This is a genomic window from Actinocrispum wychmicini, assembly GCF_004345645.1.
GTDB classification, from domain to species: Bacteria; Actinomycetota; Actinomycetes; order Mycobacteriales; family Pseudonocardiaceae; genus Kibdelosporangium; species Kibdelosporangium wychmicini.
On the sequence record NZ_SLWS01000018.1, the window covers coordinates 101,806 to 122,914 of the forward strand.

The window sequence follows — 21,109 nt, forward strand, 5'->3', positions numbered from 1 at the left end:
CGCTATGCGTACGTGACCGGGAACTCCTTGATCGAGTTCAGCCAGCCGGAGCGCAGCCGCACCGGCTGCCGGGCCATGGTGATGTTCGGCATCTGGTCGGCGATCGCGTTGAAGATCAGCTCGATCTCCAGGCGGGCCAGGTTCGCGCCCACGCAGTAGTGCGCGCCCGTGCCACCGAACCCGAGGTGCGGGTTGGGATCGCGGCCGATGTCGAAGCGCTCCGGGTGGTCGAAGACGTCGGAGTCGAAGTTCGCCGAGCTGTAGTACAGGCCGAGCCGTTGGCCGGCCTTGATCGCCACCCCGGCCAGCTCGGTGTCGGCCATGGCGGTGCGTTGGAACACCATCACCGGGGTCGCCCAGCGGACGATCTCGTCGGCGGCCGTGGCCGGGCGTTCGGCCTTGAACCGCTCCCACTGGGCCGGGTGCTCCAGGAAGGCGTGCATACCGTGGGTGATCGCGTTGCGTGTGGTCTCGTTGCCGGCGACCGCGAGCAGCAGCACGAAGAAGCCGAACTCGTCCGAGGCCAGTGCCTCGCCGTCGATGTCGGCGTGCACCAACGTGGTGACGATGTCGTGGGCGGGACAGCGTTTGCGGTCCTCGGCCATCTGCCAGGAGTAGCCGAGCAGTTCCGCGGACGCCAACTCCGGCTGGGAGGCCGACGGGTCGTCGTACGAGATCATCCGGTTCGACCAGTCGAACAGTTTGTGCCGGTCGTCCTGCGGCACGCCCAGTAACTCGGCGATCGCCTGCAACGGCAGCTCGCAGGCGATGTCCCGGACGAAGTCGCCGGTGCCCTCGGTGGCCGCGGTCTTCACGATCCGCTCGGCCCGGTCGGCGAGCGCGTCCCGCAGGCTGTTGATGGCCCGTGGGGTGAAGCCGCGTTGGATGATGGCGCGGACCTTGGTGTGCTGCGGCGGGTCCATGTTCAGCATGATCAGCCGCTGGGCCTCGATCTTCTCCCGGGTGATGTCCGGGCCGAACCGGATGATCGCGGTGTTCTCCCGGGTGGAGAACAGCTCGGCGTTGCGGGACACCTCCTTGACGTCCGCGTGCCGGGTGACCACCCAGTAGCCGTCGTCGTCGAAGCCGCAGTCCCGGTTGGGGGTCGCGTTCCACCACACGGGTGCCGTGCGCCGAAGCTCGGCGAACTCCGCGTGCGGAATTCGGGCGGCGTACACGTCCGGGTCGGTGAAGTCGAAGCCTTCGGGGATCCTGGGCTCGGCCACAGCTTGCCTCCTCGATTGCCCCACCACAGTGTGGTCACAAGCACGTGAAACACGTTCTACCGTGGATCTAAGCATACAGTGTTAACTGAACGGAAGACCTGGCGCGAGATTCACCTTGCCCCCAGCAAGAACATGTTCTACTTTTCGATCAGTGACAACGAGGTGAGGAGCCGTCGAGTGGGCACTGCGGTGATCGTCGAAGCGGTACGCACCCCGATCGGGAAACGTGGCGGATGGCTGGCCCACCTGCACGCGGCGGAGTTGCTCGGCGCCGCCCAACGCGCGGTCGTCGAACGCTCCGGCATCGACCCCGCGTCGGTGGAACAGGTAGCCGGCGGCTGCGTCACCCAGGCGGGTGAGCAGTCGAACAACATCACCCGCACGGGGTGGTTGCACGCCGGCCTGCCGGCATCCACCGGATGCATGACCGTCGACTGCCAGTGCGGCTCCGCCCAGCAGTCCATCCACCTCATCGCCGGCCTCATCGCCACGGACGCCATCTCGGTCGGGATCGGCTGCGGCGTGGAGGCGATGAGCCGCGTCCCGCTGCGGGCGAACGTCGGCACGGACGCCGGAACACCGCGTCCGTCGTCGTGGGACATCGACCTGCCGAACCAGTACGTGGCCGCCGAGCGGATCGCGGTCCGCCGCGGCTTCACGCGCGCGGACATCGACGCCTTCGGCGTGCGCTCACAAGCACGCGCACGAGCCGCGTGGGATGCCGGACACTTCGACTCGCAAGTCGTCCGTGTCGGCGACGTCCGCCGGGACCAGGGCCTGCGGGACACCACAGTGGACGGTCTGGCCGGCCTGAAACCGGTCATGGACAACGGTGTCCACACCGCGGGAACGTCGTCGCAGATCTCCGACGGCGCCGCGGCGGTCATGCTGATGGACGCCGACCGGGCGCGGGCACTGGGCCTGCGTCCCCGGGCGCGGATCGTGGCGCAGTGCCTGGTCGGGGCCGAGCCGTACTACCACCTGGACGGGCCGGTGCAGGCGACCGCGCGTGTGTTGGAACGCAGCGGGATGAAGATCGGCGACCTGGACCTGTTCGAGGTGAACGAGGCGTTCGCGTCGGTCGTGCTGTCGTGGATGAGCGCGCACCGCCCGGACGAGGACCGGGTCAACGTGAACGGTGGCGCGATCGCCCTCGGCCATCCGGTCGGCAGCACGGGCGCCCGGCTGATCACCACGGCCCTGCACGAACTGGAACGTCGTGACGGCACGCTCGCGTTGATCACGATGTGCGCGGGCGGCGCGTTGGCCACCGCGACCATCATCGAACGGATCTGATCAAAAGATTCGTCGAATCATCGGACTACCCGACAGGAAATGTCGTTCACGGTCGCTTTCATGAAATAAACGACCGTATCACCTGACAGATCCTGTGCTGGCCGCATGTACAGTCGCCGCCGTGCCCAATGAATTGATTCGCGTCCGGGCCGGGCGCGCTGTCCTGAGCGATGCGGTCTTCAAGGTGGCGGATGTGCTCAATCCGCTCGGCGCCGCGGCCAAGATCGTCGCCACGCTCGGCGCCTGCAGTATCGAGCTGATGACCATGCGGTCGGAGCGGCAACGGTTGGCCGCCGCCCGCGATACCGCGCTTGAAGTGCTGAAAACCCGACAAGGCGTGATCATCGGCCTGTTCGAGCTCAATGCCCGGGAGAGCACCGAGGTGAGTATCGACCGGCGGGAATTCCGACAGGTCTTTCGAGAGATGTCCGCGGCCTCCCGCGACCACAAGTCCGCGGACAGCTTCCGCGTGGCCGCGATGGGCACCGTGCAGATCATGTCGGCGAGCCTGGTCAACCTGCACACGGCCGCCGGCGACCGGCTCGTGCGGTTGAGCGACTCGCTGAACCTCGGCAACACGCGCGCGGCCGTCGAAGCGCTGAGAGCCATCGGCAGATAGATGGCCAAGCGGAACAACTCCCTCGTGGGCTGCCTGTTCCTGCTGTTCCCGATCACGGTGGCAGCCGAACTCGTCTTTCAGGGCCTGCACTGGATGTTCACCCAGGGCCTCCCGGTCACCCTCACCCTGCTCGCACTGCTGGTCATCGACTTCGCGGTACGGTTTCAGCGCACCCGGAAACGGGTGCGAGAACTCACCGAGGACCTGGAAACCCGGGTCAAGCGGGTCCGGGCGGTCGAAGAACGCGCGAATCGCGCGATCCGGCGAATCGTCGCCGACCGGCCCCGCGTCGACAGCAGTGTGAAAAAGCTGACAGACCTGCGCCAGACGATGCGCGGCGAGATTCATTTCCACGTCCTGACGCAGGAGCACAACACATCACGCCTGGCAGGCGACTCCTGGCACGGTCATATGCACGACGCGATCGGCGCACGGCGGGACTTCTCCGGCGAGATCAAAAGCTTCGGCCGGTACGTCGGCGAACTGGAGTCGGTGAAACGAGGCCGTCCGACGTCCGCCATCCGGCAGGCCAAACAAACCGTCGACCATCTCCGGCAGATGTCGGCCGAACTGCAACGCGAGATCGACCGCAGCCGAAGCTCACTCGACTCGCACAACAACCAGACGAAACTGCTCAAAGAACATATCCGCGACCGATGCGGCGGCCGTGGTCAGCGCTGGTACCTGGAACTCGAACAGCGAACGGCGGCCCGAAAACCCAGGACTACCAGGTCCTGAAGACGTCCTCGGCCTGCCGGACCACCCCGTGGATCACTTCCGCGCAGGTCGGCAGGTCGGACAGCATTCCGACAACCTGGCCCGCCGCGAGCACCCCCGCGTCCGTCCGGCCCTCCACCAGGCCCGCGCGTAGCAGCATGGGCGTGTTCGCGGCCATGATCACCTGGGCCAGTGGCAGCTCCTTGCGCATCGACCAGCCCTCCCGGGCCATCGAACGCCACGACAGGTCGCTGAGCTTCTTGAAGCGCGCCGCATTGGCCAACGCGTGCAGCAGGCTCGTCACCCGGCCGGACCGTTCCAGCCGCTCGACGAGTTCGGTCCGCAGTACGCGATGCGGCACACCGTCGACTCGCTTGGTCACCACCGTGCCGTCCAGGCCGCGGTCCAGATAGAGCTGCTTGACGTCGTCCGGGACCGTACTTTCCTTCGTCAGCAGGAACCTCGTGCCCATGGCGATGCCTGCGGCGCCGTACGACAGCGCGGCGGCAAGACCCCGGCCGTCGAAGAACCCACCCGCCGCGATCACGGGAATGTCGACCGTGTCGACCACCGACGGGATCAGCAGCGTCGTCGCCACCGAACCGGTGTGGCCGCCGGCTTCCGCGCCCTGGGCGATGACCGCGTCAGCGCCCCAAGCCGCGACCTTCTCGGCGTGCCGGACGGCGCCGACGGACGGGATGACAACGGTTCCGGCGTCCTTGAGCTTCTGGATCAGGTCCGGCTTGGGGGCACGGGCGAACGACGCCACCCGGACCCTCTCCGCGATGAGCAAGTCGATGCGCCGCGCGGCGTCCACGGCGTCCGCACGGAGATTCACGCCGAACGGTTTGGTCGTGCGGGACTTGGTCTCGGCGATGGCCGCGACGAGTTCGTCGTACGTCATCGTGGCGGACGCGAGAATGCCCAACCCACCTGCCTCGGCGGTGGCCGCGACCAGGCGAGGCCCGGCGACCCACCCCATCCCGGTCTGCACCACCGGATGCTCGACACCGACCAGGCTCGTCAGCGCTGTCTTCACGTCGGCACCTCACGGTCACGCTTGCCGTCCGGATCAAGCACGGTCCTGATCAACCGCAACTCTTCCTGATCAGGCACCCGGGTCGTACCGACATCGCCCGGCGGCAGCGGAAATCCGGTCTGGTCGCGCACCTCGTCGACGTCGACACCGGGATGGACGCTGACCAGCCGCATGTGCCGGTCCAGTGTGCCGAAGTCGAACACAGCCAGGTTCGTGACCACCCGATGGACATCGTGGAACGGGCCGACAGCGTGATCGAACCCGACCCCGGACACCACGTCGACCGCTTCGACGAAGACACGTTTGCTGTGCCTGGGAACCCAGTAGCTGGTTCGGTGGTTCACGGTGTTGCCGGGCGCGCCTCGGACACCGAGCAGTTGGCGGGTCGGCCGCCGGTGGTCGCCGATCGCGGAGATGTTCTGGTTGCCGTACCGGTCGATCTGGTTCGCGCCCATCACCACGTGCCTTGTCCCGTGCGCCACCACGTCGAAGACCTTCCGGTACGGCAGCCAGCCCTCGGTTCGGCCGTCCGGGGTCAGCAGGTCCGCCTCACCGTCGCTGAGCAGCAGGTCCGGTGCCCGGGTGAGCCGCGCGAGGCGGGCGCCCAAGCTGGGAACGAGGCCCATCGGACTGGCGAGGATCTCACCGGCGAACAGGTCCGCACAGGCCGCCACACACACCTCGGCCCTGGTCACTTCCGCCATTCGGCCACCGCCTCCTGGTATCCCCGTTCGCCACCCGCCAGAAAGCGATCCACAAAGGACTCATACGGCTCCGTGGCGTAGAGCCGCTGGAACGCCTCGTCCCGCGGATAGTCCGGGACACAGCTGGTGAAATGCGCTCCCCGCGGCGTCTCGACGACCCCGTCGACCATCATCCGGTTCAGCAGCAACGTCTGCACCGGCCCGGCCAAGGCGTCCACGATCCGCTCGGTCGACACGTACCGCCGTTGCGCCGCCATGCAGAACAGGTCGTCGAAGTACGGGTCCGGGCCGAGATACTGCGCGTTGCCATGCTTGTCCGCGCGGTTCATGTGCACCAGCGCCACATCAAGGCGTAACGCCGGCATCGCCACCAGTTCCTCGTCGCCATACGGGTCGCGGACCGTACGCAACTCCGGGTTCAGCCGCATGACGTCCGAGCCGAGCCCGGCGCGGGTCGGCAGAAAAGGCAGCCGGTGGGACGCGGCGAGCAACCCGGTCTGGAGCATGCCTTCGTCCAGCTCCATGGTGTCCAGCTTCTCGGTCTGCCGGACCCGTTGGAAATGCGGGTCGTAGGCGACCGTGTCCAGCGAGACGAACCCGAACACCAGCCGGCGGATCTTCCCGGCCGCCGCCAGCAGCCCGACGTCCGGGCCGCCGTAGGAGACGATCGTGAGGTCCTTCAGCGGCGAGTCCAGGATCGCCCGGACCAGCGCCATCGGCTTGCGCCGCGAACCCCAGCCGCCGATGCCGATCGTCATCCCGTCGGTCAGTGTGGCGACGACCTCGGCCGAGGTCATCCGTTTGTCACGCATTCCTCGTCCCGTTCACGAAGGCGTCCCTGGCTTCGTCGGACGCGCCGGTCAGGTTGAGCTCGAACGTGAATCCCTGCTCGTAGCGGTAGCTGCGGTGGACGTGCTGCGGGTCGATGCCGTTGATCGCCTCCTTGGCCCGCCGGATCACCCGGGTGTCCTTGGCCGCGATCTCCTCCGCCAGCACCAAAGCCGCCTCGTCCAACTCGTCGCGCGACACCACCGAGTACACCGACCCGTGGTGGTGCAGTTGTGCGGCGTCGATGTTCCTGGCCGTGTAGTACAACGTGCGCATCAGGTGCTGCGGCACCAGCCGGGCCAGGTGGGTGGCCGCGCCGAGCGCGCCCCGGTCCACTTCGGGCAGTCCGAAGTAGGCGTCGTCGGACGCGATCACGACGTCGCTGTTGCCGACCAGGCCGACCCCGCCACCCAGGCAGAATCCTTGCACGGCAGCGATGACCGGAACCGCGCAGTCGTATACGGCCGCGAAAGCCGCCGCACAGCCACGGTTCGCGCCGATCAACGCGTCGTGGCCGGCGCGTTGCATCTCCTTGATGTCCACGCCGGCACAGAAACCACGGCCTTCGGCCCGCAGGATCACGACGTGGGTGGACGGGTCTTCGCCGGCCTCGCGGACCGCGGTGGCGAGGTCGAACCAGCCCCGCACCGGCGGCGCATTGACCGGCGGGAAGTCCAGGGTGACCTGGGTGACACCGGGTTTCGCCCGGCCGCTGCTGACCGACATGGGCCTTCTTCCTAACCTAGCGATTGCTTGGTAACTTATCAGGGCCGGATGCGCATGACCAGGAGGAACCGTGGAACCAGGCCGTGGTTCACATGCCGGGTCGCCGCGCGGCCTGGCGCTCGACGGGTCTGTGGTGCTGGTCACCGGGGGCGGTCGCGGCGTCGGTCTCGGCATCACCCGCGCCTTCCTGGACGCGGGCGCGACCGTTGTCATCTGCGGGCGCCGGCCGCCGGAATCACCCACCGGCGCCGAGTTCCTGCCGTGCGACATCAGGGAAGCCGACCAGGTCGACAGCCTCGTCGCGCAGATCACCGACCGCTTCGGCCGGCTCGACGTGCTGGTCAACAACGCCGGCGGCGCACCGCCCGCGGACACCGCGACCGCGTCACCGCGCTTCCACGACGCCGTCGTCCGGCTCAACCTGCTGGCGCCTTTGCTGGTGTCCCAACGGGTGAACGCCGTGATGCAGTCCCAGGACACCGGCGGCGCCATCGTGATGATCAGCAGCGTGGCCGCGTCGCGCCCGGCGCCCGAGGTCGCCGCCTATGGCGCGGCCAAAGCCGGCCTGAACAGCCTCACATCGACGCTCGCGGTGGAGTGGGCCCCGAAAGTCCGGGTGAACGCACTCGCGGCGGGCATGGTACGAACGGAACTGACCGCCGAGATGTACGGTGACTGGTCCACGACCATCCCGTTAGGACGGCTCGCCGAACCGGCCGAGATCGGCGCCTGCGCGGTGTTCCTGGCTTCACCGCTGGCTTCGTACGTCAGCGGAGCGACCCTGTTGGTCCACGGCGGCGGCGAGGTGAAATCGTGAACGACTTGTGCGCTGGGCGCGTTGTCATCGTCACGGGAGCGGCACGCGGCCTCGGTCGCGCGCACGCCCTCGCGTTCGCGCAGGCAGGCGCACGAGTCGTGGTGAACGACTACGGCGTCGGTCTGGACGGCACAGGCGCGTCGACCAGCCCCGCGGCCGAAGTCGTCGCGGAGATCAAAGCACTCGACGGCGACGCCGTCGCGAACGTCGACGACGTGGCATCCTGGAACGGCGCCGCACAACTCGTGTCAACGGCGATCGAAACGTACGGCCGGCTGGACGTCCTGGTCAACAACGCGGGATTCCTGCGTGACCGAATGCTCGTGAACCTCAACGAGGACGAGTGGGACGCGGTGGTCCGTGTCCACCTCAAGGGGCACTTCGCACCCCTGCGCCACGCTTCCACCCACTGGCGTGCCGAAGCCAAAGCAGGACGACCAGTCGACGCCCGAGTGATCAACACCAGCTCGGGCGCGGGCCTCCAAGGCAGCGTCGGCCAAGGCAACTACTCGGCCGCCAAAGCCGGCATCGCCACCTTGACCCTGGTCGCAGCGGCCGAACTCGCCCGTTACGGAATCACCTGCAACGCGATCGCCCCGGCCGCCCGAACCCGAATGACCGAGCACACCTTCACCGCTATGGCCGCGCCCACTGACGGCTTCGACGCGATGGCACCGGCGAACGTCTCCCCCCTCGTGGTCTGGCTCGGCAGCGCGGAATCCCGGGACGTCACCGGCCGAATGTTCGAAGTGGACGGTGGCCGGATCACCGTCGCCGACGGCTGGCGCCCCGGCCCGACCTCGGACAAGGGCGCCCGGTGGGACCCGGCGGAACTCGGCCCGGTGGTCAGGGACCTGCTGGCCCATACCCAGCCGCCGGTTCCGGTCTACGGCAGCTCCGGCAGCCTGGCCTGATACAGCCACGCGGCGAAGTCGTCCGCCAACGGCCGTGGCGAATGGTTCTGCACCAGTGCCGTGAACGCGTCCGTGGTGACCGTGCCGTACTTGTTCGACGACGTCCACTCGCGCAGCATCGTGAAGAACGCGGACTCCCCCAGCAGCAGCCGGAAACTGTGGATGGCGAGCGCGCCGCGCTGGTAGACGCGGTCGTCGAAGATCCGCTGCACGCCGGGGTCGGCCAGGATCAGGTCCTGCGGCTGCTTGGCGAGTTTCAACCACGCCGTGCGGGCCAGGTCGTCCGCGTGCCGGCCGCCGGATGCCTGCGACCACAGCCATTCCGCGTACGTGGCCATGCCCTCGTTGAGCCAGATGTGCTGCCAGCCGGCCACAGTGAGGCTGTTGCCGAACCATTGGTGGGCCAGTTCGTGCGCCACCAGGTTCTCGGCGCCGCGGTGGCCGTCCACGTGGTTGGCGCCGAAGATCGACAGGCCCTGGGCCTCGATCGGGATGTCCAGGTCGTCGTCGGTGACCACGACCGTGTACCAGCCGAACGGGTACGGTCCGAACATCCGCTCGAACGCCACCATCATCTCGGTCTGCCGGCCGAAGTCGTGCGCGAACCCGGGCGCCAGCCGGGACGGCAGCACCGCCCGGATCGGCACCCGTTCGTCGGCCTGCTCGACCACCTCGTACCGTCCGATTTGGACAGTCGCGAGGTAGGACGCCATCGGCTCGGTCTGTTCGTACACCCAGGTCGTGGTGCTCGCGCCGACCCGCCCGTCGATCAGGTTCCCGTTCGCCACAACGTGGTACGGCGACGCCGTGGTCACCGAGATCCGGTACGTGGCCTTGTCGCTCGGGTGGTCGTTGCACGGAAACCAGGACGGCGCCCCGACCGGCTGGCTCGCCACCAGCACGCCGTCGGACAGCTGGTCCCAGCCGACCTCACCCCACTCGCGGGTCCGGATCGGCTCCGGGTTGCCGACATACCGGACGTCGACGGTGAACGACCGGCCGGCGGCGACCTTGCCGAACACGGTCAGCCGGTGGCCGCGATGGGCGAACCGGACCGGCCTGCCGTTCAGCTGCACCCTGGCGACCCGGAACGCGCCCAGGTCCAGGGTGAATCTGGACAGGGCGGTCCGCGCCACCGCGGTGACGGTGGCGCGGCCGGACAGCCGACCGGCGGCGATCCGGTAGTCCAGCTCCAGGTCGTAGTGCTCGGTGTGGTAGCCGGGGTCGCCGTGGTCAGGCAGGTACGGGTCGATCACGTTCCCAAAGTAAGCCACGCCGAGATCGGGTTGCCCAGCCACCTGGTGTCCGGCGGGACGCCCTCGCCGCGCATCACCAGCGAGGCCGGTCCGATCGTGGCACGGGCGCCGACCTTCGCCCCGGGCAGCACGATGCCGTGCGGGCCGAGGGTCGAGCCGTCGTCCATGAGCACCTCGGACATGCTCATGATCCGGTCGTGGAACAGGTGCGTCTGCAGCACGCAGCCGCGGTTCACGCTCACGCCGTCGCCCAGGGACACCAGGTCGGCCTCGGGCAGCCAGTACGTGTCCAGGTAGACACCCCGGCCGATCTTCGCGCCCATGGTCCGCAGCCAGGCGGTCAGCACCGGCGTGCCCAGGGACGACGTGACCAGCCACGGACCGGCGACCACCTCCACGAACGTGTCCGCCAGCTCGTTGCGCCACACGAACGAGCTCCACAGTGGATGCTCCACGGCCTTGAACCGGCCCACCAGCAGCCACTTCGCGGCGGTCGTCAGCAGGCAGGCGGCCACGCCGCCGGCCAGCAGGACACCACCGGACAGCAGCGCCGCGACACCGAAGCCGAACTTGACGGTGAGGGCTTCGAGGGCCGCCAAGGCCAGGACCGCCAACGCGACCGCGGCCATCACCGGGATGACCCGGCACGCTTCGACCAGCGCCCGCGCCAGGACGAGCCGTTTCGGCGGGTTGAACGTCCGGCTCGCGTCACCCTCGGCGGTCTGCCGGCGCAGCTTCATCGGCGGCATGCCCAGCCACGACGACCCCGCCTTGGCCCGCTTCGGCGTCGCCGACAGGACACCCACCAGGCCGCCGTTCGGCACCGCCCGGCCAGGCGCGGTCATGCCGGAGTTGCCGAGGAACGCGCGCTTGCCGACGCGCGCCGCGCCGACCCGGACCCACCCGCCGGCCAGCTCGTACGTGGCGACCATGGTGTCGTCAGCCAGGAACGCGCCGTCGCCGATGGTCGTCATCTTCGGGATCGCCAGCACGGTCGACGCCTCCACGTGCCGGCCGACCTTGGCGCCGAGCAGCCGCAGCCACACCGGCGTGAACAGGCTCGCGTACATCGGGAACAGCAGGATCCGGGACAGGTCCATCAGCCGTTCCGTGGCCCACGCCTGCCAACCGACCCGGCTGTGCACGGGGTGGTCGCCTTCCCGCAGGCCGATGCCCAGGAACCGGACCGTGACCAGGATCAACGCGGCGAAGCTCGCCATCGCCGTGACGGTCGCCAGCGGAACCGCCAGCAGCACGCTCAACAGGCCACCGTCAACAGCCGCGGCCAGGATCAGCAGACCGGGCACGGCGCCGAAAAGCGGGTACATGCCCATCAGCAACGCGGTGACGCCGTACGCGACGACCCAGCGCAACTTGCGTGGGGCGCGCGCGGACGGCCATGAGCGGTTGGGTTTGCCCGACCGCGCTGCCGGCGCGCCGGCCCAACGCTGACCGGGCCGCACCGCGCCGACGACCGCCGAACCAGGGGCGATCTCAGCTCGTTTGCCGATCCGTGCGCCCGGGAACAGCGTGCTGCGCGCGCCGACCGTGGCGCCCGCGCCGATACGGATCTTGCCGACGTGCAGCTGGTCGCCGTCCATCCAGTAGCCGGACAGGTCCACCTCCGGCTCGACCGCCGCGCCCTTGCCGAGCTTCAACATCCCGGTCACCGGCGGCAGTGAGTGCAGGTCCGCGTCACGGCCGATCTTCGCGCCCAACACGCGGGCGTAGTACGTGATCCAGGGCGCGTTGGAAAGGTTCGACACACCGGTCGTCGCGGCGACCCGTTCAGCCAGCCACAGCCGCAAATGAACGCTGCCACCACGCTGGTAGGAGCCTGGTTTCAGGCCCTTCAGCAGCAGTCTGGCAGCGCCCGCGGCGATACCGAGCCGGCCGGGCGGACTCACGAACAGCAGCCAGCCGAGGCCGACGAACCACCACGAAACCGTTGGGCCCCAAGAGAAGATGTTGTTGAGCGCGGCGAGCGCGACCATCCACCGCAGGCCAACCAGAGTCAGCAGCGGAACCATCAGCAGCGTCTGCGCGACGGCTGCCTTGCGCGGCATCGGCGTGACGGTCCGCGTCATGGTCTGCGCGTCGCCCAGTTCGTCCAGGCGTTTGGCGAGATCGCGGAGCTTCGGGTTCTGATAGACGTCGCTGACCGAAAGCCCCGGGTAGCGGCGGCGCACGAGCGACACCAGCTGGGCGGCACCCAGGCTGCTGCCGCCCCGGGCGAAGAAGTCCTCGTCCTCGGTGTCGACGCCGATGCCGAGGACCTCGGTCCACTGCTCGGCCAGCCAGCCTGCGGTGCCCGCCAGACCCGTGCTGGCGGTGGCCAGCGGCCAAGGCAGGGCGTTGCGGTCCACCTTGCCGGACGTCCGCGTCGGCAGCGTGTCCACGACCGCGAGCAGCGGCACCAACGCGGCGGGCAGCGCGGTACGCAGCCGCTCCAGCGCGCCGGTCTCGTCAAAGTCCTCGGCCACCACATAACCGACCAGAACCTGGTTGCCGGCCTTGGTCTTCTTCACGGCCGCCGCGGCGCCCGCGACACCGGGCAGCGCCTGCAAGGCGGCGTCGACCTCGCCAAGCTCGATCCGGCGGCCGCCGAGTTTGACCTGTTCATCGCCCCGGCCGACGAACACCAAGCCCTCCGGCTCGGCCTTGACCAAGTCGCCGCTGCGGTATGCGCGGTCCCAGCCGAGGGTCGGCAACGGTGCGAACTTCTCCGCGTCCTTGGCCACGTCCAGGTATCGGGCCAGGCCGACGCCGCCGATCACCAGCTCACCGACCTCGCCCATGGGCACCGGCTGTCCCTGCGGATCGACGACCGCCAGGTCCCAGCCGTCCAGCGGCATCCCGATCCGGACCGGGCCCTCGCCTGTCAGCTGCGCGGCACACGCGACGACTGTCGCCTCGGTCGGGCCGTACGTGTTCCAGACCTCGCGGCCTTCCACCGCGAGACGTTCCGCCAGCTCAGGCGGGCACGCCTCACCGCCGAAGATCAGCAGGCGAACCTCGTCCAACGCCTCCACCGGCCACAACGCGGCCAGCGTCGGCACCGTGGACACGACCGTGATCTCCTTCGCGAGCAGCCACGGGCCTAGGTCCATGCCGGTGCGCACAAGCGCGCGCGGCGCGGGCACCAGGCAGGCGCCGTGCCGCCAGGCGAGCCACATCTCCTCACAGGACGCGTCGAACGCGACCGACAGCCCCGCGAGCACACGGTCATCAGGGCCGATGGGTTCTTCGGTGAGGAACAGGCGGGCTTCGGCGTCAACGAACGCGGCCGCGCTGCGATGGCTGACCGCGACACCTTTCGGCGTGCCGGTCGAGCCGGACGTGAAAATGATCCAGGCGTCGTCGTTCGGGCCAGGGCCGCCGGCGATCCGCATCGGCTGCCCGACCGGCCGGATCGTGCCCTGCGAACCGATCACCGCGGCGACGCCGGCCTCGGCCCACACCAGCTCGGCGCGCTCGTCCGGGTCGTCCGCGTCCACCGGCACGTAGGCGGCGCCGGCCGCGAGGACCGCGAGAATAGAGAGGTACAGCTCGGCGGTGCCGGACTCGACGCGGATCCCCACGCGGTCGCCGACGCCGACGCCGGTCGACGCCAGGATCTCGCGGCGCGCCTCCACCTCGACCATGAGCTGGCGGTACGTGATCACGCCGGTGCCGTCGTCAAGCGCGGCGGCGTGCGGGTGCTGGCGCGCGGTCGCGGCCAGGATGTCCACGAGCGTGCGTTCCGGTGGCGTGGTTCCGCCGGAGAACAACAGGGACGGGGCTTCAACCGTTCCGGAGCCGAGCAGCAGCTGACTTTCATCCAGGACGGTCAATCGGACTCCCTACTCCGCGTATCAAGGCCAGCCCAAAACAATAACGACTAGATGAACAAAGAGCCAACTGGTGTGGCACGAGTCCCAGCCGGCAGTCACACACATCGGATCTCATACGAACGGCGTCTAGCCAGTTCGAGGCAGTAAACGCTTACATTGCGGTGTTCTCTGCTGATTTTTGTTTGATTCTGTTGGACAACAACGGTGAGGTCCGATGTTTAAGTACCTTCGAAGAGTCGCGGCAGCGACACTGCTGGTGACCGTCGGTGTGTCGCCGACGGCGACGGCGGCCGTCACGCCTGGGGACGGGCTGGCGCTGACGCCGCCCATGGGCTTCAACAACTGGAACTCCACGCACTGCGGCGCCGAGTTCACCGAGGCGATGGTCAAGGGCATCGCCGACATCTTCGTGGCCAAGGGCCTGAAGGACGCCGGCTACCAGTACGTCAACCTGGACGACTGCTGGGCCCTGCCGCACCGGGACAGTTCGGGCAACCTCGTACCCGACCCGATCAGGTTCCCGAACGGCATCAAGGCCGTCGCCGACTACGTGCACGCCCAAGGCCTGAAGTTCGGCATCTACACCAGCGCCGGCACCAAGACCTGCAACACAGCCGGCTTCCCCGGCGGCCTCGGCCACGAACAGCAGGACGCCAACCTGTTCGCGTCCTTCGGCGTCGACTACCTGAAATATGACAACTGCAACAACCAAGGCGTCGACGCCAAACTCCGCTACGGGGCGATGCGCGACGCCCTGCGCAACACCGGCCGGCCGATCGTCTTCTCGTTGTGCGAGTGGGGGCAGAACAAGCCGTGGCAGTGGGCGTCGGACGTGGGTCACCTGTGGCGGACCACCGGCGACATCAGTGACAACTACGCCAAGATGCTGTCGATCGCCAAACAGAACTGGGTGCTTGCCCCGTTCGCCGGGCCCGGCCACTGGAACGACCCGGACATGCTCGAAGTCGGCAACGGCGGCATGACAGCAACCGAGTACCGGTCCCACTTCAGCCTGTGGTCAATGATGTCCGCACCCCTGCTGATCGGCACCGACCTGCGAAAAGCCACCCCCGCCACCTTCGAGATGCTCAGCAACCGCGAGGTCATCGCCATCGACCAGGACCCACTCGGCATCCAGGCAACGGTGTCGCGCACCACCAACGGCCTCAACGTCCTGGTGAAACCCCTCCAGAACGGCGAAAAAGCAGTCCTGCTGTTCAACGAAGGGGAGACACCGAACCAGATCACCACCAGCGCCACGGAAATCGGCCTCCCCCGGTCGCCCGCCTACCGTCTACGTGACCTCTGGACCCACACAGACACCCACACGGCCAACACGATCTCAGCGACACTGCCCCCGCACGCCAGCGCGATGTTCCGCGTGAGCACCGACCGTCACTGGGCGACGTATCCACCCGCAATGGACGCCGGCGCCACCATCGCGACGGTCTACCCAGGCGCCCTGCCCATCGTCACCCCCGGTACAACCACCTCGGTCATCACCACTGTCACCAACAACGGCCGTCTCCCAGCCATCGGCGTCGACACGACCCTGACCGCGCCGAACGGCTGGACCGCACAACCCCAGTCGTCCACCTCAGCCATCGTCCTGCGGACCGACCAGTCCCTGAGTACACAGTGGACAATAACGGTCCCGCCCGGACTCACCCCGGGCAAGTACGCCTTCACCGGCGCGGCGACCCTCCGTCCCAACGTGACCCTGCCGTACACACTGGACGTGGTCATACCGGGCGCGCCCCCACTGGCACCCGCCTACCTGAGCGACCTGAAGTGGCTGCGCTCCACCAACGGCTTCGGCCCGGTGGAACTCGACCACAGCAACGGAGAATCAAAACCCGGCGACGGCCACACCATGACCATCCATGGCGTCACCTACCCCAAAGGCCTCGGCACCCACGCCCCCAGCGTGGTCGAGTTCTACACAGCCGGCCACTGCACCACGGTCACCGCCGACGTGGGAATAGACGACGAGAAAGCCGGCGCGGGCACAGCCACCTTCGAAATCTGGTCCGACGGCACCAAAGTCGCCGACAGCGGCCTGATGACCACCAAGAAGCCCGCCCAACCACTGCAAGGGAACATCACAGGCGCCACCCTCCTCCGCCTGATCACCACCGACGGAGGAGACGGCAACAACAGCGACCACACCGACTGGGCCAACGCCCACATCACCTGCACCAACTGAAAACCCACCCCCAAGAGGGCGCCGCCACCAAGCGGCGCCCTCAGTTCGATGCCCCCTCCTGCGACGCTCTCCCAGCCAGTGCCCACCCCAACGACGCCCCTCCCAGCCCAACACCCCAATCCAGAAGCTGGATCGCACCGCGTGGGTTGCCGTATCCGCCCACTGTTCGCGCCCGTTCGAGCTGTGTCCACCAGGTTCGACATGGCTCGCGAACAGTCAACAATATCGAACACTTCTTGGTGAAGTCTTGACAGTCGATCGGTCTCGTCGTGTTATTGCGTCGATATCCGCTCGATTTTGTTCGATTATGTTGGACATTCAATGGTGAGGTCCGATGCTCAAACATGTTCGTAGGGTGACCGTGGCGGTGGGGGTTGGAGCCCTTGTCGCCGTCGGGTCACTCCCAACGCCACAGCGTCAGTCACCCCTGGTGATGGTTTGGCGCTGACGCCGCCCATGGGCTTCAACAACTGGAACTCCACCAACTGCCGGGCCGAGTTCACCGAGACGATGGTCAAGGGCATCGCCGACATCTTCGTGGCCAAGGGCCTGAAGGACGCCGGCTACCAGTACGTCAACCTCGATGACTGCTGGGCCCTGCCCCAACGCGACGCCGCCGGTGACCTGGTCCCTGACCCTGTGCGTTTTCCCCACGGCATCAAGGCTGTGGCCGACTATGTGCACGCCCAAGGCCTGAAGTTCGGCATCTACACCAGCGCCGGCACCATGACCTGCAGCAATGTCGGCTTTCCCGGCGGGCTGGGTCACGAACAGCAAGACGCCAACCTGTTCGCGTCCTTCGGCGTCGACTACTTGAAATATGACAACTGCAACAACCAAGGCGTCGACGCCAAACTCCGCTACACCACCATGCGTGACGCCCTGCGCAAGACCGGCCGGCCCATTGTGTTCTCCCTGTGTGAGTGGGGCGAGAACCAGCCGTGGACGTGGGCCTCGGATGTCGGCCACCTGTGGCGGACCACCGGCGACATCAGCGACAGCTACGACAGCATGCTCGCCATCGCGAAGAAGAACTGGACGCTGTCCGCATTCGCCGGACCCGGCCACTGGAACGACCCGGACATGCTCGAAGTCGGCAACGGCGGCATGACGGCAACCGAGTACCAGTCCCACTTCAGCCTGTGGTCAATGATGTCCGCACCGCTACTGATCGGCACCGACCTACGCAAAGCCACCCCCGCCACCTTCGACATGCTCAGCAACCGCGACGTCATCGCCATCGACCAGGACCGGCTCGGCGTCCAAGCCACCCCACTGCACACCGCCAACGGCCTCGACGTGCTGGTGAAACCCCTCCAGAACGGCGACAAAGCAGTCCTGCTGTTCAACGAAGGCGACACGCCCAACCGGATCACCACGACCACGGCGGAGATCGGCCTTCCCCGCGCCGGGGCGTACAAGATCCGCGATCTGTGGGCGCACACAGACCGGCACACCGCCGGCACGATCGCTGCAACGCTGCCACCGCACGGCAGTGCGATGTTCCGCGTAAGCACCGACCGTCACTGGGCGGCATACCCACCCGCGGTGGACACAGCCGCGAGTGTGCCGACCGTGTACCCAGGCGCACTGCCGCTCGTGCCACCGGGCAAGGCCGCGACCGTCACCACCACTGTGACCAACAGCGGCCGGCTACCCGCGATCGACACCCGCGTCGAACTGACCGGGCCCGCCGGGTGGTCGATCAAGCACTCGTCGGCTCCGTCGACGATCATCCTGCCCACGAACCAGTCGTTCAGTACCACGTGGACAGTGACGACGCCGGCGAACGTCAAACCCGGGCAGTACTCGCTGACTGTCCAGACCAGATACCAACCGGGCGGTTCGTCGACCTACGCGCTCGACGTGGTCGTTCCCGACCCGGCGCCGACAGCGTCCACCTATTTGAGCGACCTGCCGTGGCTGCGAATGAGCAACGGCTGGGGACCGGTGGAACGCGACCGCAGCAATGGCGAAGACAACGCCGGTGACGGCAACCCGATCACCATCAACGGCGTCACCTACGCCAAAGGTCTCGGCGCGCACGCACCCGGCGTGATCGAGTACTACGTCGCCGGCAACTGCACCTCGGTCACCGCCGACGTCGGTGTCGACGACGAGAAAGGCGCCAACGGGACCGTCAGCTTCGAGATCTGGGCCGACGGGACCAAGGTCGCCGACAGCGGCGTCCTGACCAACCAGATGCCCGCGAAACCGCTGCAGGCCAACGTCACCGGCGCCACACTCGTTCGCTTGATCACGGGCGACGGCGGCGACGGCATCAACAGCGACCACGGCGACTGGGCCAACGCCCACATCACCTGCGCCTGACCACCCGTGGACACTGTGGACGGTTCCGCCACAGTGTCCACGGCCGTGGTCCGACCGTCCCGTGCACGAAGTGCACGGGACGGTGTCTTGTCAGTTCACTAACCTGTGCGGCTGCTTGTTGCCGCGAGTGGAGCAGACCTCGCCCACGTCGATGGTCTGGCCGCGGTCGACGAACACGTCCGTCATCCCCACGGTCCGGCCGATGCGGTCACTGCACGTCAACGTATAGGCCTCTTTCGGCCCGTACGTCGTGGGCAGCGGCGACGCGAAGTCCACCCGGCCGGCCCAGTCGTCCGGGTGCGCCGGATCGGCCTGGTCGAAGTCGACCATCACCGCGGTGTAGTTGCCGGGTGGTGGGTCGAACAGGGTGGCACGCTCCGAGTTCGTCCCGCCGCTCGCGGACTGGCCGACGAGTTGCCCGGCGGAGTTGAAGATGAAGAGGTCCCAGTCGTCGTTCGACGAGGCCCACTGCACCGAGACATCGACCCGGCCGTTGTCCACCTCGGGCAGGCCCTTGACGGTGAACGGCATCGACTCCGCCACCGGGTTGCTCGGGTAGCTGGTGTTCTCCGCCGGCACCCCGGGCGGGTTCACCAGGTCGACACCGGCCTGGTGCGGGCCCTGCGGGTCGCGGCCGTACCGCCCGGCGACGTACGGACGCGTGGACGGGTTGACCGACCAGGCGAACCGGCCACCGGTCGGCGCGAACGTCGAGTCCAGCGTGTCGGTGACGTAGATGGGCGGCTTGGTGGTGCCGTCCGGCTGCAGCACCGGCGACGTCGGCGTCTGGAACGTCTTGTGCAACTTCAACTGGTAGCCACGCGGTGCCGACCCGATGAGCGTCGAGTGCGCCGCCGGGTCCGCAGTGTTGGCCAGCATGTCGAGGAACGCCTGCCGGTTGCCACCCTTGCCCGCACCGAGCGCCGGAGCGACACCGGTGTATTCGGCGACCACACCGTCCTGGTAGGGCGGGTGGAAGGCGACGGTACCGATCTCGAAGGTGAATCCGTAACCGCCGGTCGCCCAGTACGACCAGTCCTCGGTCGTACCCGTGGTGTCGTACAGACCCCACGACGGCTCGCTGGTGTACCCGTTGCGGGACGCCAGCTTGTCACCCAATGCCTTGAACGTCGGCTCGTCCAGCGGCGGCCGCACGTCCGCGACACCCGGCGGGCGCAGCACCAGGCCGGAGAACGTGTGCAGCGTGATCAGGTTGGTGACCTGCCGCTTGGACACGATGTCCCGGATGTTGCGGGTCTCCGGCTCGGAGAACGGCTGCGAGCCGCGGAACGTCTCGCTGTTCCAGTTCAGGCCCGCGCCATTGCCGCCCCAGAAGCCCGCGTAGTTGCGGTTCGGGTCGGTTCCGCGCTGCGCGCCGCCTGGGTTGGCCATGCACACACCGGTGCGGAACTGCGGCGGCGAGTCGGCCGGCTCGCAGGTCTTGCGCTTCATCTCGTAGTCGAACCGGGAGAAGTCGCCCTTGGGCTCGGCCTCGCGGGAGATGGAGAACCCGTCCGGGTTGACGATCGGCACGATGATGTTGCGCGTCTTGCCGACCAGCGACCGGATCGACGGGTCGGCCCGGTAGCCGTTGACCAGCTCGTACGCCCACTCGATGGCGTGCTCACCGGCCGGCCACTCACGGGCGTGGTGGACGCCCATGACGAAGTCGATCGCCTTGCCGTCGGCCAGGTTGTTGACGTCGGTCGCGATCTCGATCCCGACCACGTCCCGGCCCTCGATGGTCGGTTCGGCCGCGGTGAACGCCCGGACCAGGTTCGGGTTCTTCCGGGCGAGTTCCTTGAGCTCGTACTCGTACTCATAGAGATGCCGGTACGTCGTCCGGCCGGACGGCAGCGCCGACGCCGGGGTCTTCTGGGCGTAGGCGACGTCCTTGGCCGCGTTGTCCCGAGACGTCCTGGACAGGTCAGGGTCGACCGTGTTGAACTTCAACCCGCTGTCGCGCAAGGTCTTGCGGTCGGCGTCGTTGGCCAGCACCACGTCCACACCGGTGGCGTCGGCCTTCTCGGTCACGTCCAGGCCGAGGCCGAGCAGGTGCTGCTTGTCCTTGCGCTCGGGCGTCTCGACCCGAACCATCTCGGCCCGCTCCGCCGCGGGAGCCGCCGTGCCCGTCGGCGTCCCCTGCTTGGTCAGCGCCAGGAAATCGACCCCCAGCGTGACCGTCCTGGCCGAGCCGGCGTACCGGCATGCCTGGACGACGAGTTGCTGCCCCTTCTTCACGAAGCTCTCGGCGAGTTCCCGACTGCGGAACGCCGACGACCCGGCGACGACACCACCCGTCGCCTTGTCGAACACGGCCAGGTCCCAGTCACCCTCAGCACCGGACTGCGGTGCCAGCCGGGCCTGGATCAGACCGTCCACGGTGGACGTGATTTCCCGTTGGTCCGCGCCGCGCGCGTTGCGCGGCAGCAAGGACGAGTAGCACGCGCGCGTGACCGCTTGGTCCGCACGCAGGACGTTGTCGGCCGCGGTGGCGGCCGGCACGGTAAGACCGAAGACCACCAGCCCTGCCGCGCCCAGCGCGACACCCGACCGCGCGATCACGGCCGATCTGAGCCTTGATCCCATACGCTGCA

Annotated in this window: 15 protein-coding genes; 7 read left to right on the forward strand and 8 right to left on the reverse strand. The window is 67.9% G+C overall.

All coding sequences use genetic code 11. The features are described 5' to 3' along the window. Positions 1 to 2: 2 nt before the first annotated feature. Positions 3 to 1,226, reverse strand: coding sequence for a cytochrome P450 (locus EV192_RS49735; protein WP_165961012.1), 1,224 nt, complete (start codon positions 1,224 to 1,226; stop codon positions 3 to 5). A 177-nt stretch (positions 1,227 to 1,403) separates the two neighbouring features. Here EV192_RS49735 and EV192_RS49740 point away from each other — a divergent pair, with 177 nt between their 5' ends. The 3 genes from EV192_RS49740 (at position 1,404) to EV192_RS49750 (ending at position 3,879) form a co-directional block, all read left to right on the forward strand. Next, positions 1,404 to 2,522 (forward strand): steroid 3-ketoacyl-CoA thiolase, encoded by a 1,119-nt coding sequence (locus EV192_RS49740; protein WP_132125822.1) that lies wholly within the window; start codon positions 1,404 to 1,406, stop codon positions 2,520 to 2,522. Between the two features lie 94 nt (positions 2,523 to 2,616). Beyond that, entirely contained in the window at positions 2,617 to 3,141 is a 525-nt protein-coding gene (locus EV192_RS49745; protein WP_132125823.1) for a hypothetical protein, read from the forward strand. Continuing rightward, positions 3,142 to 3,879 (forward strand): hypothetical protein, encoded by a 738-nt coding sequence (locus EV192_RS49750; protein WP_132125824.1) that lies wholly within the window; start codon positions 3,142 to 3,144, stop codon positions 3,877 to 3,879. Here the strand turns inward: EV192_RS49750 and EV192_RS49755 are convergent. The 4 genes from EV192_RS49755 to EV192_RS49770 are packed head-to-tail and all read right to left on the reverse strand — an operon-like array spanning position 3,866 to position 7,155. Next, on the reverse strand, positions 3,866 to 4,897 hold the full coding sequence (locus tag EV192_RS49755; protein ID WP_132125825.1) for an NAD(P)H-dependent flavin oxidoreductase: 1,032 nt from the start codon (positions 4,895 to 4,897) through the stop codon (positions 3,866 to 3,868). The two genes, EV192_RS49750 and EV192_RS49755, sit on opposite strands and share 14 nt — an antisense overlap. Further along, complete coding sequence (locus tag EV192_RS49760) at positions 4,894 to 5,601, reverse strand: CoA-transferase subunit beta (RefSeq protein ID WP_132125826.1); 708 nt, start codon at positions 5,599 to 5,601, stop codon at positions 4,894 to 4,896. The genes EV192_RS49755 and EV192_RS49760 overlap by 4 nt, the downstream gene beginning before the upstream one ends. Continuing rightward, positions 5,589 to 6,413 (reverse strand): CoA transferase subunit A, encoded by an 825-nt coding sequence (locus tag EV192_RS49765; protein ID WP_132125827.1) that lies wholly within the window; start codon positions 6,411 to 6,413, stop codon positions 5,589 to 5,591. The genes EV192_RS49760 and EV192_RS49765 overlap by 13 nt, the downstream gene beginning before the upstream one ends. After that, positions 6,406 to 7,155, reverse strand: a complete 750-nt coding sequence (locus EV192_RS49770) for an enoyl-CoA hydratase family protein (RefSeq protein ID WP_132125828.1) — start codon at positions 7,153 to 7,155, stop codon at positions 6,406 to 6,408. Before EV192_RS49770 ends, EV192_RS49765 begins: the two co-directional genes overlap by 8 nt. Positions 7,156 to 7,225: 70 nt before the next feature. Here EV192_RS49770 and EV192_RS49775 point away from each other — a divergent pair, with 70 nt between their 5' ends. Beyond that, on the forward strand, positions 7,226 to 7,972 hold the full coding sequence (locus tag EV192_RS49775) for an SDR family oxidoreductase (protein WP_243727574.1): 747 nt from the start codon (positions 7,226 to 7,228) through the stop codon (positions 7,970 to 7,972). Then, positions 7,969 to 8,886, forward strand: coding sequence for an SDR family oxidoreductase (locus EV192_RS49780; RefSeq protein ID WP_132125829.1), 918 nt, complete (start codon positions 7,969 to 7,971; stop codon positions 8,884 to 8,886). The genes EV192_RS49775 and EV192_RS49780 overlap by 4 nt, the downstream gene beginning before the upstream one ends. On the opposite strand, the gene EV192_RS49785 is transcribed toward EV192_RS49780, so the two are convergent. Continuing rightward, entirely contained in the window at positions 8,859 to 10,142 is a 1,284-nt protein-coding gene (locus EV192_RS49785; RefSeq protein ID WP_132125830.1) for a M1 family metallopeptidase, read from the reverse strand. The genes EV192_RS49780 and EV192_RS49785 overlap by 28 nt on opposite strands. Beyond that, complete coding sequence (locus tag EV192_RS49790) at positions 10,139 to 13,975, reverse strand: Pls/PosA family non-ribosomal peptide synthetase (RefSeq protein WP_132125831.1); 3,837 nt, start codon at positions 13,973 to 13,975, stop codon at positions 10,139 to 10,141. The genes EV192_RS49785 and EV192_RS49790 overlap by 4 nt, the downstream gene beginning before the upstream one ends. A gap of 214 nt (positions 13,976 to 14,189) precedes the next feature. Between EV192_RS49790 and EV192_RS49795 the strand changes: the two genes are divergently transcribed. Both EV192_RS49795 and EV192_RS49800 read left to right on the forward strand, forming a co-directional pair. Beyond that, positions 14,190 to 16,181 (forward strand): NPCBM/NEW2 domain-containing protein, encoded by a 1,992-nt coding sequence (locus EV192_RS49795; protein WP_132125832.1) that lies wholly within the window; start codon positions 14,190 to 14,192, stop codon positions 16,179 to 16,181. 438 nt (positions 16,182 to 16,619) lie between these two features. Continuing rightward, complete coding sequence (locus EV192_RS49800; RefSeq protein WP_243727575.1) at positions 16,620 to 18,512, forward strand: NPCBM/NEW2 domain-containing protein; 1,893 nt, start codon at positions 16,620 to 16,622, stop codon at positions 18,510 to 18,512. 90 nt (positions 18,513 to 18,602) lie between these two features. Here EV192_RS49800 and EV192_RS49805 read toward each other — a convergent pair whose 3' ends face one another. Then, the gene (locus tag EV192_RS49805) at positions 18,603 to 21,101 is read right to left on the reverse strand and encodes a M14 family zinc carboxypeptidase (protein WP_132125833.1); all 2,499 of its coding nucleotides are present in this window, start codon (positions 21,099 to 21,101) and stop codon (positions 18,603 to 18,605) included. Between the last annotated feature and the right edge of the window lie 8 nt (positions 21,102 to 21,109).